Here is an 11,336-nt window from a genome sequence, read left to right as displayed (position 1 = left end):
TACTTGTCGGCGGTGATCCGCGCCGCACGCGCTCAGCGGGGCAGGATAAGCTCGGCTCCGCCGCGTCCTGGCGTCGAGTGGAGGAATCATGGCCGAGATCCGCAAGCATCGTCCGCGCACCAGCTCCATCGGAGATCAGGTGCGTGCCAGCGTTGATTCCGGCCCGCGTCCGGTGATCCCCGGGGAAGATTTCGATCCGTTCGTCGACGAGTCGGACGAGACCGCAGACGCCACCGAGCCGGACACCGTCGGGTTCGCGGTCACCGGCCTGGCTGCGACAGATGTGGGCACCAGCGGGTGGCTGAGCCTCGATACCAACGCCTTGCAGGCGCTGCTCGCCACCTCGCATGCCGCGGCCGCTCCGGCCGATGCGGACGACGATGACCTCGACGACGAGTTCGATGATGATGCCGACTTCGACGACGAAGACGACGATGACCTGGACGTCGAAGACGGCAACGCCTGAGAACCGCTACCGCAGCGACGAGGCAGCCTCTAGGACGAGGCGTGCTTCGCCTTGGCCCGCAGGGCGTCGATGTCGAAGCGTGTAGCCGCGGCGAGGTCGATCTGATCGTCCTCGATCTCCCAAGGGTCCACCACCGGCGGCAGCTGCTCGGAACGCGGGTCGTCCACGAACCCCTGGGATGGGTCATAGGGGTTCGACTGGGTCCTTGCGACCGGGTCGAGATTGATCATCGCCTCGTCGGGAAGGTTGGCCAGCACATCGCGCACGTAGCCGCGGGCTGCCTCCAGAAGCGGCACATCGCGCTGCTCCCGCTGCGCCTGATACCAGCGATAGTCCAGCAGTTCGTGATAGATCTGCGCGGGATCGCGCTTGCCCATCAACTCCGGCGGAATCAGGCTGACCACCGGCTCAAAGCAGTCGGTCAGCCATCGGTGCGCTGACACAGCCTCGTCCTGGCTCTGCAGACCGCAGCGCACGATATAGGTGTCGAGGTCGTTGAGCAGCCGGCGCGCCTGGTTCTCCTCGGTGTCCAGTCCGGTGAGGCGCAGTAGCCGACGCGAATGGTGCCCGGCATCCACCACTTTCGGCTGGATCCGGATGGTCTGCCCGTCGACGGAGGTATCGATGTCGAGTTCGGCGATGTCGAAACCGAGCGCGTTCAGGCGACGGACGCGGCTCTCGATGCGGTGCAGCTCGGAGCCGCTGAACTCCTCGACGCCGGTCAGCTCGTGCCACAGTCCGTTGTAGCGAGTCTCGATGCTGTCGACCATGATGAGCGGGTCGAGGGAAGCGTCGAGCAGACCGCCGGCCTCAAGATCGCAGAAGTCACCGAAGATGTTCACCCTGGCTATCGCGAGGTCGTGCTGACGCTGGCCATCGGTGAGCTTGTCGTGCAGTTCGCCGGTCTCGGCGTCGACCAGGTAGGCGGCGAATTCGCCCGCATCGCGGCGGAACAGAATATTCGACAGCGAGACGTCTCCCCACATCAGCCCGATCAGGTGAAGCCTGGCCAGCAGGACGACCATGGCATCGAGCAGCAACGAAACCGTCTCGTTGCGTATGCCGGGGGTGAACAGCGAACGATAGGGCAGTGCGAACTGCAGGTGTTTGGTCAGCAGAATCGGGTCGAGCGGTCCGCCCTGGGAGTCCTGGCGGGCGCTGATCACCCCGACCGGTTCGACGGCGGGGGTGTGCAGCCTCATCAGATCATGCAGCAGGCGGTACTCGTGGAGCGCCAGATCTTCGTTGACTTCCTTCGCGGCCAGAACCTCGTCACCGACCTCGATGAACCGGACGACATGGCGCGAGATACCTCGGGGAAGCGCGACCAGGTATCTCTCAGGCCACTCGGCCAAAGGCGTATCCCAAGGCAGCGGCAGCAGCTGTGAGTTCGGAGTGGCGGACAAGAACCTGGGCACGCAGTTAGCCTACTGGCCGGCCTCCAACGCCCGCTCCAGGCCGTCGCGGATATCGGCCACCAGATCGTCGACAGGTTCGATGCCGACCGACAGGCGTAGCAGTGCGGGAGTGATACCGGCCGCATGCTGCACCTCCGGAGTCATCGAGGCATGGGTCATGGACGCCGGATGTGCCACCAACGATTCCACGCCGCCGAGTGACTCGGCGATGTCGAAGATCCGCAGCCCGTCGCAGAATGCCGCCGCGCCGGCCAACCCGCCGACGACCTCGAAGCTGATCATCGAACCGAAGCCGGTCTGCTGGCGAGCGGCGATCTGGTGGCCGGGATGGTCCTTCAGGCCGGGATAGTAGACCGCTGTCGTCGCCGGGTGGGTGGTCAGCAGCTCCACGATCGCGGCGGCGTTCGCATCGTGGACGCGGACCCGTGCGTCCAGGGTGCGCAGCCCCCGCAGCGCCAGCCAGGAGTCGAAGGCGCTCGCGGTGACGCCGATCACGTTCGCCCACAGCCTCAGCTTTTCGCCCAGCTCATCGTCGGCGGTGACGAGCGCGCCGCCCACCACGTCGGAATGGCCGTTGATGAACTTGGTGGTTGAATGGACGACCACATCGGCTCCGAAGGCGATCGGACGCTGCCGCAGCGGTGAGCAGAAGGTATTGTCGGCCACCGCCAGGGCGCCTGCGGCGTGAACCTGGTCGATCGTCGATGCCAGATCGACCAGCCGCAGCAGGGGATTGGACGGGGTCTCGATCAACACCAGATCGGTCGGCTTCGCCAGGGCTGCGGCCAACGCTTCGGGATCGGTTTGTTCGACGTAGTCGACAGTGAAATGGCCGGTTCCCGCGAGGTGATTGAGCAGCCGCCAGGTTCCGCCGTAGCAGTCATGCGGCGCAACGATGCGTCCGGATGCGGGCACTAGCGCAGTGAAACAGAGCATCAATGCAGACAACCCGGACGATGTGATGACGCCGCTCGCGCCGCCCTCCAGCGTGGCGATCGCTTCGCCGAGCAGATCTCGAGTGGGGTTGCCGGAACGACTGTAGTCGTAGCCGGGCGGATTGCTCAGCCCGTCGAACGCGTAGTTCGTGCCCAGGTAGATCGGCGGCACGATTGACGAGAACGCGGTATCGGAATCGAGACCGGCGCGTAGGCCGCGTGCGAGCCGAGAGATCGAGGGGTCCATGGCTGCCAAGATAGCGCTCCCCCACGAGGACGGCCGGGTGGAGCCGAAAGTATGAGCGTCGCCGCCGAGGCCGACGAAGCCGTTGACGAGCACCCCTGTTGCCGGACGCCAACCGGCGGGGCCCGGTTGTTCGGGGTCCCGCCGAGTGGCGTGAAAGCGGTCGTCAGGTGCGTTGAGAGCCCATCGTGGGGTCACATCCCCGCACCCGGTCCCAAGACAGGGTGCGGGGATCAGGACAGGCGAGAGCCGGTCTCGGTGTCAAAGACGTGCACAGAAGCCGGATTGGTGTGCAGACGGACGAGTTCACCGCGGGCCGGTGGCTGACGGGTCGTCACTCGGGCGACGATCTGCGGCGCCGTGCCACCCGTGGTGGCGTCCGGAGCATCGATGAGCGAACCGTAGAGATAGGAGTCTGCTCCGGTCTCCTCGACCACCGCGATCTTCATGCCGATGCCCTGGCTGCCGGACAGTTCGAACGCCTCGGGACGGATACCGACGGTGACGGTGTTGCCGGTGGCCTTGCTGAGCACGGCCCGGTCGATCGGGATTACGTGACCGGTGACCGTCACCCCGCCGTCGACGATGTCGGCCTTGATGAGGTTCATGGCGGGCGAGCCGATGAACCCTGCAACGAAGAGGTTGGCCGGACGATCGTAGAGCGCCAGCGGGCTGTCGACCTGCTGCAAGATGCCATCCTTCATGACGGCGACGCGATCGCCCATCGTCATGGCCTCGACCTGGTCGTGCGTGACGTAGACGGTGGTGACGCCGAGCCGTGACTGCAGTGCCGCGATCTGGGTACGGGTTTGGACACGCAGCTTGGCGTCCAGGTTCGACAGCGGCTCGTCCATCAAGAAGACCTGCGGGTTGCGGACGATCGCCCGTCCCATCGCGACGCGCTGACGCTGGCCGCCGGAGAGGTTCTTCGGCTTGCGGGCGAGCAGTTCGGTCAGGCCGAGCAGTGTGGCTGCTTCCTGAACCCGGCGGTCGCGCTCGTCCTTGGCGATGCCTTGCATCTTGAGTGCGAAGCCCATGTTGTCCGCCACGGTCATGTGCGGATAGAGCGCGTAATTCTGGAAGACCATCGCGATATCGCGATCTTTCGGGGGGAGGTCGGTGACATCGCGATCGCCGATCCATACCGCACCCGAATTGACCTCTTCGAGACCGGCTAGCATGCGGAGCGAAGTCGACTTGCCGCAACCCGATGGTCCGACGAGTACCATGAACTCGCCGTCGCCGATTTCAAGATTCAGGTGATTGACTGCGGGGTGATCCGCTGCGGGGTAGATGCGTACTGCGTCCCGGTAGCTGACTGTGGCCATGATGAAGCCACCATCCTTTCTATGGGCAGGAACGTGCCCAACGATCCGTAGTAGAAGGACAAGGACTACCTCGTCCTGCCGAGAACAATGCCATGTCTGGAGGCGGTTTGACCAGCGGGTTCGCCAGAAGTGTCCGCATTGTGGACGTGGTCGGCCGCCGTTCGACGTCGATCAGGCCGGTTCGGCCAGCCAGGTGAGCAGTCGCCAGCGGCCGTTCTCGCGGATGAAGACGCGCAGATTGTCGAAGACCTGGACGGCCTCGGGGTCGGCGAGTGCCCATTTCTCGACGGTACAGCGGGCGGTCGCGCGGTGAGGTCCGTGGATCTCGAGGTCGAGCATCGTGGTCTGCCGCCTGGCCCCGGTGGTCAACCCTGCGATGAACTCGGCCTTGGTCGACAGCGGGCCGCTGGGCCGGCGCATGATGAACCGTTCGTGCAACAGCTGTTCGAACCATGCCTTGTCGGCGTCCGACTCGGCCCGGCCGATTCGTTCGTTGATCTCCAGCAGTTCGGCGAAGGTCGTCTGATCGCTCATGAGGTCAGCCTAGAGACGATTTCTCTCGGCCGTTGACGGCGGTCGCCGTTCACAGTCGCCAGGTAGGCTCGCTGGGTGGCTGATGAGCGTCCGGCAGACTTGTCCCGGCATGGCGAACCCGTCGACGGGGCGGACGAGGCGCTGGCCGGCGAGGACGCCGGAGCCGTCGTCGCCGGTGGATCCGGCGACCAGCAGCCGGAACGTGAGTGGTGGGACGATCCGGGCATGCCGTGGCGGCGCAAGCCGACTCGCAGCGACATCGCCTGCATGGCGTGGATCGGTTTCCTGGGTGTCTTCAGCCTCGCGATGCTTCCGCTGCGTGCTTGGCTGCTGGGATCCCCCGACCGATTGGTCTGGCTGGTCGGGCTGATGGGCTCACGCTCGGGGACGACGCTGCTCGGCTCGCTGGTCCGGGTGGGGGAGAACGTGCCGGTCGTCTGGCCGATCCTGCTGGGCACCTTGATGTCGATCAAGCTCGACTGGACGTACTGGTGGGCGGGCAAGCTGTGGGGACGCGGCATGATCGAGATCTGGGCGGGCCAGTCCCAACGTGCCGCGCGCAACTATGCCCGGGCGGAGCGCTGGGCCACCAAGCTCGGCTGGGTGGGCATCTTCGTCGCCTATGTGCCGATCCCGCTGCCCTTGACCGCCGTCATCTTCGTGCTGGCCGGGGCTCAGGGAATGGGCTGGAAGAAATTCATGGCGCTCGACTTCGCGTCCTGTCTGCTCTGGTTGATCGGATACTTCTGTTTCGGCTATCTGGTCGGCGAGCCGGCCGTCAAGGTGCTGGAGTTCTACGGCAAGATCGCCAACTATGTCGCGGTCGGGCTGGTGGTCGCCATCGTGGTGATGACCTTCGTGCGCGGCCGCCGCAGGGTCGAGGGCTGAGGACCTCCGATGATTCGTCAGGCCCTGAGAGTTTCTCTCAGGGTTTTCCCACAGATCCCCTGAAACGCCGCGTCAGATGTCGCAAGTGAGCTGAGAGTTTGCTTAACTTTTCTTCATGGGAACCTCACAGAGCACGACCCCAACGCACCTGCATCGGTTGCCCGTCAACGGAGCAGTGAAGCTCTGCACCCTGGTCATCGGACTCCCGGTGCTGTTCTGGGCCCTCCTCGACCTGCAGGGCGGGCTGATCGCGGGTCTGGTCACGCTGATCGTCGGGGTCACGACTTCGGCGGCCTTCACCTGGCGCGACCGGGAACCCGAAGCCACGATCGAGCGGATCTGATTGCGGCGGCCGGATTTCGTCCACGGGCACCGGCCGGGCACAATAGTCAGGCGCCTGGTTTCACCGACGCACGCCTCCGTAGCTCAGCGGCCAGAGCAACCGCCTTGTAAGCGGTAGGTCGAGGGTTCGACTCCCTCCGGGGGCTCCAGCTGTTTGGATGGTTGTTTGCCCAACAGATTTGGGTGTTGGGCCTCAGGCGTCCATGCCGGTAGCGACCAGGAAACCCTGCCCGTCGCCGCTGACCTGCACTTGGCAGCCCGCCTCGAGGAACGCTGCTTGACCCTGCTTCAGAACGAGCCCGTCCAGACCCTGCGAGGCGCCGATCTCACCCTGGGTGGCCAGCAGGATCCGGCCGGAGAGTTCGCCAGGGAGTTCGACCATTCGTCCGGGCTTGAGTTCCAGCCGCCAGCAGGCGAAAGCTCGCTCGTCTGTCGGGTAGCGCCACAGTCCCGGCATCTCCTGCTCCGGCAACATCGGCGGGATCGGCTCGGTGGTGAATCTCACGACCAGGGTCAAGGCGGCCGGGTCGATGTGTTTGGACGTCAGTCCGCCGCGCAGCACATTGTCCGAATTGCCCATCACTTCGACGCCGGTACCGTGCAGATAGGAGTGCAAGGTGCCAGGCTGCAGATAAAGCCCCTCACCCGGCTGCAGGGTGTGGCGATTCAGCAGCAGCGCCGCCAGCAGGCTCGGATCCCCGGGGAAGTGCTCGTCCAGCAGCACAGCGGTGCGCGCGAACTCCCCCAGGTCGTCCTCGTCGTCCACGTGGTTGATCGCGGCGGCCACCACATCGGTGACGGCGGCCTTCCGGTCGTCGTCGGTGACCAGGCAGTTCATGAACACTTCGGCCAGACCCGCGCGTCCGCCCCGGTTCCTCAGCGGGGCGAAGATCTGCTCGGAAGCAGGGTTGAGGCCGAGTTGCGAGAAGAGCTCGGCAGTGGTATCGGGATCGCGGAAGCCCGCCAGCGCATCGAACTGGGTGATCGCCACGATCAGCTCGGGCTTGTCCCACGGGTCCTTGAAGGTGCGCTCCGGGGCGTCCATCGGGATCTGATTGTGATTCTCTTGGTCGAAGCCGCTCTGCGCGTCGATCCGGTTAGGGTGCGCCTGCAGGCTGAGCGGGCGTCCGGCCGACAGTAGCTTCATCAGATAAGGCAGCCGGCCCTCAAACTCGAGCCGAGCCGAATCGCCGACCATGCGAGGGTGCTGTTCGATCGCCGTGTCGAGGCGGACGGCTCCGTCGATCAGTGAGGGGTCGTTGGGGTGGGCGCCCAGCCAGTATTCGGCCAGCGGACGACCATCATCGGGTAGGCCGAGGATGGCGGGGATCGCGTCATGCGAACCCCAGTCGTACCGCTTGATGCTCCCAGTCAGCGGATGCATCCGCCCTCCTTGTTTAGGTAACGTCCGCCATGCGTCGCCGCCGATTGGGGTCGCGGCGGGCGCTTGTGTGACGAAGCAACGAGACATCTTACCAATCCGGCGGAATGGCCAGCGCTGAGGACTCGTACGTGAGAACCTTCGCCGGCGCGCGTTCTATCGGACGTCGCGCCTGGCGATAATCACACCGGTGTGATTCGCGGTTGTAGAATCGCCGCATGGTCGAAGCAGCGCGTACTCCCAGCTCGGAAGCCCGGTCGTTGGCCGAGCGTGAGGCTGCCATCTTGGATTTCGAGAAGAGTTGGTGGCAGGCCAAGGCTCCCAAGGAGACCGAGATCCGCGAGCGGTTCAACCTCTCTGCGGCGCGCTATTACCAAATCCTCAATGCGCTGATCGATCGTCCAGAAGCTCTCGAGCATGACCCGTTGCTGGTCAAGCGGCTCCGTCGGCTGCGGGAGCAGCGTCAGCGCAACCGTTCTGCGTCCCGGCTTTCGACCCGCTGACGTCCACATCCCGCAAGAATGCCCGTGCGCTCTCGATGAAGAGCTCGTGGGCCTCGAGCTGTGCCCAATGACCGGTCTGCGGGACGATCAGCAGCTGCGCATTCGGCATCAGCCCGGCCGCTCGCCGTGAGCCCGCCGGATCGACGATCGGATCATCCTCCCCGTGGAAGAACAGGGTCGGTGCCGAGATCTCGTGGACGACGGGCAGCAGGTTGTTGGTCAGCCGTCGTCGTCCGAGAGTCGCCTGGTTATATCGCCCGTAGCCGAGGCCTGCTTTGGATGCGCGAGCCTCGCGGACGAACTCGTCGACGACCTCGGCTGGTAGCGTCGCCGGGTCGTTGACGATCGCTTTGAGGACGGTGCCCGCGAATTGATTCGCGAGGCGGGCCAGCGGTAGCAGCGCCCAGTCGGGGAGTTGTGTGCCGAGCCATGAGACGAAATGGGTGATACGTCCGCCGACTCTATCGGCGAGGCCACCGGGGCCGATCAGGATCAGCGCAGCCGCGAAATCAGGGTGCCGACGAGCAACATTCAACGCCACATCACCTCCCATCGAGACCCCGGCGACGACGGCCTTCGAGATGGCCAGTTCTTCGGCGACTCGGACGACGAAGTCGGCCATCGGACCTGGGCCACCCAGCGGTGGAATCTCGCGGGTGCCCCCGAACCCCGGCAAATCGATGGCGATCACCTTTCGGTCGGCGCCCAGCGCGCTGAAACTGCGGAACCAGGAAATGCCGGCATTGTCGGTGCCGCCGCCGTGGATGAGGACCACCGGGGTATTGCGGTTGCCGGTGCCGCCGACCAGCACCCGCACGCGGCCGCAGGGCAAACCGACGAAACGCTCTTCGGCTCCCGGGGGAATCAGGTGGTTGGTTTGGGGCGCTGGATACCCGCCGGCGGCCAGGTCGGCACCGACCTCGAAGAGGTTCGCTGCATAGGCCGTGCCGGTGCGCCACCTCGACCATGCCGTGGCGGCCGCGTAGAGCGGCAGGAAGGCCAGCCCGGCGCAGATGGCCCACTGTCTGGCATGGGCCGCCTCATGTTCCAGCAGCCGCGGATTGCGCCTCAACAGCGAACTCATGGTGCCCCGCGGGACGATCACCACGCTGCCTATCGTGAACGCTCCGGCCGCAGGAAATCCCAGCCGGTAACCTTCGGCGACCCACAGGCCGCAAGGCCCGCGGCGTGGACGAGCGCGTCCGGCCCACGCGATGGCGAAGCCGAGCGGCGTCGTTAGATTCACCCAGTTGACGATCGCGCGCAGCCGGTGGTCGCGACTCGTGTCGTCCATGTCATCAGCCTATGGCCGTTAGATCGTTTGAGCCTATGGCCCTCATCTCGATTGGGCCTGTGGCCGATAGATCGTTTGCACTCGAAGCATCCGAGTGCTAATAATGAAGCTGGCACTCGAACCAACAGAGTGCCACCGCTTCGAGTAGTGGTGCGGGTGAGACCCAAGGGGTCGTCCGTCGCGGGCATCGGCAGCCATGAATCGCAGCGACCACTAGACAACCGAACGGGGCATGGCCCCTGATGCCAAAGGATTTTCCACAGAACCATGGCAAAACTCATTGAATTCGACTCGGAAGCCCGTAAGGCTCTCGAGAAGGGTATGAACACCCTGGCCGATGCCGTCAAGGTGACCCTGGGCCCGAAGGGACGCAATGTCGTCCTGGAGAAGTCGTGGGGCGCCCCGACGATCACCAACGATGGCGTGTCCATCGCCAAGGAGATCGAACTTGCCGACCCCTTCGAGAAGATCGGCGCAGAGCTGGTCAAAGAGGTCGCCAAGAAGACCGATGACGTTGCAGGCGATGGCACCACGACCGCAACCGTGCTCGCCCAGGCGATGGTGCACGAAGGTCTGCGCAATGTGACCGCCGGCGCCAACCCGATTGAGCTGAAGCGCGGCATCGACAAGGCCGTTGCCGCGATCGCCGAGCAGTTGGCCGCCATGTCGACCGAGGTCGAGACCAAGGAGCAGATCGCTCAGACTGCTTCCATTTCGGCCGGTGATCCCACCGTCGGCGAGATCATCGCCGAGGCCATGGACAAGGTCGGCAAGGAAGGCGTCATCACCGTCGACGAGTCCAACACCTTCGGCATGGAGCTCGAGCTCACCGAGGGCATGAACTTCGACAAGGGCTACATCTCCGGCTACTTCGTCACCGATCCGGAGCGCATGGAAGCCAGCGTCGAGGATCCCTACATCCTGATCGTCGACAGCAAGGTGTCCTCCTTGAAGGACCTGCTGCCGGTGCTCGAGAAGGTGCAGCAGACCGGTCGTCCGCTCTTGGTCATCGCCGAGGACGTCGACGGTGAGGCCCTGGCCGGGCTGGTCGTCAACAAGTTGCGCGGCACCTTCAAGTCGGTCGCCGTCAAGGCGCCGGGCTTCGGCGATCGCCGCAAGGCCATCCTGGCCGACATCGCGGTGCTCACCGGTGGCCAGGTCATCAGCGAGACCGTGGGTCTGTCGCTCGACCACGCCGAGCTCGACATGCTCGGACGCGCTCGCCTGGTGACCATCACCAAGGACGACACCACGATCGTCGAGGGTGCCGGCGACAAGGACCAGATTCAGGGACGGATCAAGCAGATCCGCACCGAGATCGAGAACTCCGACTCCGACTATGACCGCGAGAAGCTGCAGGAGCGGCTGGCCAAGCTGGTCGGCGGCGTCGCGGTGATCAAGGTCGGCGCTGCGACCGAGGTTGAGATGAAGGAGCGCAAGCACCGCATCGAGGACGCCGTCCGCAACGCGAAGGCTGCAGTCGAAGAGGGCGTGCTGCCAGGCGGTGGTGTGGCCCTGATTCAGGCGGCCAAGAACGCCGTGTTGGAGGGTCTGTCGGACGACGAGCAGATCGGTGCGCAGATCGTGCTGACCTCTGCTGCGGCTCCGCTGAAGCAGATCGCCGCCAACGCCGGTCTCGAGGGTGGCGTTGTGGCCGAGAAGGTCAAGGGCCTGCCTGCTGGCGAGGGCCTGAATGCTGCCACCGGCGAGTACGTGCACATGGTGAAGGCCGGCATCCTGGATCCGACCAAGGTCACCCGCTCGGCACTGGCCAACGCCGCGTCGATCGCAGGTCTATTCCTGACGACCGAGGCCGTCATCGCGGACAAGCCCGAGAAGGCTCCCGCGATGCCCGCCGGTGGCGACGAGATGGGCGGCATGTACTGATCTGATCGGTACTGACGGCTGATTGCTGCAGCCTGAATCCACCGTTGGGCGCTGTCGCGCCGCAGGCGGAATCGGTGGATCTAGGTTTAGGGGCGGCTCCTTCGGGGGCCGCCCCT

The 11,336-nt window shown here is 65.0% G+C and carries 11 protein-coding genes and 1 tRNA gene; 6 read left to right on the top strand and 6 right to left on the bottom strand.

Annotation, left to right across the window (positions count from 1 at the left end):
* The first annotated feature begins 88 nt into the window (after window positions 1-88).
* Entirely contained in the window at window positions 89-466 is a 378-nt protein-coding gene (locus tag AAFP05_RS07900) for a hypothetical protein (RefSeq protein ID WP_341729313.1), read from the top strand.
* A gap of 29 nt (window positions 467-495) precedes the next feature.
* On the opposite strand, the gene AAFP05_RS07895 is transcribed toward AAFP05_RS07900, so the two are convergent.
* From AAFP05_RS07895 to AAFP05_RS07880, 4 genes are all read right to left on the bottom strand, one after another.
* The gene (locus AAFP05_RS07895) at window positions 496-1,884 is read right to left on the bottom strand and encodes a DUF4032 domain-containing protein (RefSeq protein ID WP_341729312.1); all 1,389 of its coding nucleotides are present in this window, start codon (window positions 1,882-1,884) and stop codon (window positions 496-498) included.
* A 9-nt stretch (window positions 1,885-1,893) separates the two neighbouring features.
* The gene (gene metB / locus AAFP05_RS07890) at window positions 1,894-3,066 is read right to left on the bottom strand and encodes a cystathionine gamma-synthase (RefSeq protein ID WP_341729311.1); all 1,173 of its coding nucleotides are present in this window, start codon (window positions 3,064-3,066) and stop codon (window positions 1,894-1,896) included.
* 230 nt (window positions 3,067-3,296) lie between these two features.
* The gene (gene ugpC / locus AAFP05_RS07885) at window positions 3,297-4,391 is read right to left on the bottom strand and encodes a sn-glycerol-3-phosphate ABC transporter ATP-binding protein UgpC (RefSeq protein WP_341729310.1); all 1,095 of its coding nucleotides are present in this window, start codon (window positions 4,389-4,391) and stop codon (window positions 3,297-3,299) included.
* A gap of 171 nt (window positions 4,392-4,562) precedes the next feature.
* Window positions 4,563-4,925: a nuclear transport factor 2 family protein gene (locus tag AAFP05_RS07880; protein ID WP_341729309.1), complete on the bottom strand. Its 363-nt coding sequence runs from the start codon at window positions 4,923-4,925 to the stop codon at window positions 4,563-4,565.
* 75 nt (window positions 4,926-5,000) lie between these two features.
* Between AAFP05_RS07880 and AAFP05_RS07875 the strand changes: the two genes are divergently transcribed.
* From AAFP05_RS07875 to AAFP05_RS07865, 3 genes are all read left to right on the top strand, one after another.
* Window positions 5,001-5,813: a VTT domain-containing protein gene (locus AAFP05_RS07875; RefSeq protein ID WP_341729308.1), complete on the top strand. Its 813-nt coding sequence runs from the start codon at window positions 5,001-5,003 to the stop codon at window positions 5,811-5,813.
* Between the two features lie 115 nt (window positions 5,814-5,928).
* Window positions 5,929-6,156 (top strand): hypothetical protein, encoded by a 228-nt coding sequence (locus AAFP05_RS07870; protein ID WP_341729307.1) that lies wholly within the window; start codon window positions 5,929-5,931, stop codon window positions 6,154-6,156.
* A 72-nt stretch (window positions 6,157-6,228) separates the two neighbouring features.
* Window positions 6,229-6,304 (top strand) — tRNA-Thr (locus AAFP05_RS07865).
* Between the two features lie 44 nt (window positions 6,305-6,348).
* Here the strand turns inward: AAFP05_RS07865 and manA are convergent.
* On the bottom strand, window positions 6,349-7,539 hold the full coding sequence (manA, locus tag AAFP05_RS07860) for a mannose-6-phosphate isomerase, class I (protein ID WP_341729306.1): 1,191 nt from the start codon (window positions 7,537-7,539) through the stop codon (window positions 6,349-6,351).
* A 215-nt stretch (window positions 7,540-7,754) separates the two neighbouring features.
* Between manA and AAFP05_RS07855 the strand changes: the two genes are divergently transcribed.
* A complete protein-coding gene (locus AAFP05_RS07855; protein WP_341729305.1) occupies window positions 7,755-8,039 on the top strand; it encodes a DUF3263 domain-containing protein in 285 nt (94 codons plus the stop codon).
* Here AAFP05_RS07855 and AAFP05_RS07850 read toward each other — a convergent pair.
* On the bottom strand, window positions 7,969-9,333 hold the full coding sequence (locus AAFP05_RS07850) for an alpha/beta fold hydrolase (protein ID WP_341729304.1): 1,365 nt from the start codon (window positions 9,331-9,333) through the stop codon (window positions 7,969-7,971). The two genes, AAFP05_RS07855 and AAFP05_RS07850, sit on opposite strands and share 71 nt — an antisense overlap.
* Before the next feature lie 267 nt (window positions 9,334-9,600).
* Here AAFP05_RS07850 and groL point away from each other — a divergent pair, with 267 nt between their 5' ends.
* Window positions 9,601-11,220 (top strand): chaperonin GroEL, encoded by a 1,620-nt coding sequence (gene groL / locus AAFP05_RS07845; RefSeq protein ID WP_341729303.1) that lies wholly within the window; start codon window positions 9,601-9,603, stop codon window positions 11,218-11,220.
* The last annotated feature ends 116 nt before the right edge of the window (window positions 11,221-11,336 follow it).

The sequence above is a fragment of the Brooklawnia sp. genome, from assembly GCF_032229645.1.
Lineage (GTDB): Bacteria > Actinomycetota > Actinomycetes > Propionibacteriales > Propionibacteriaceae > Brooklawnia.
The sequence above is the reverse complement of the archived record's forward strand: the minus strand, read 5'-3'. Positions and strand labels throughout refer to the sequence as shown.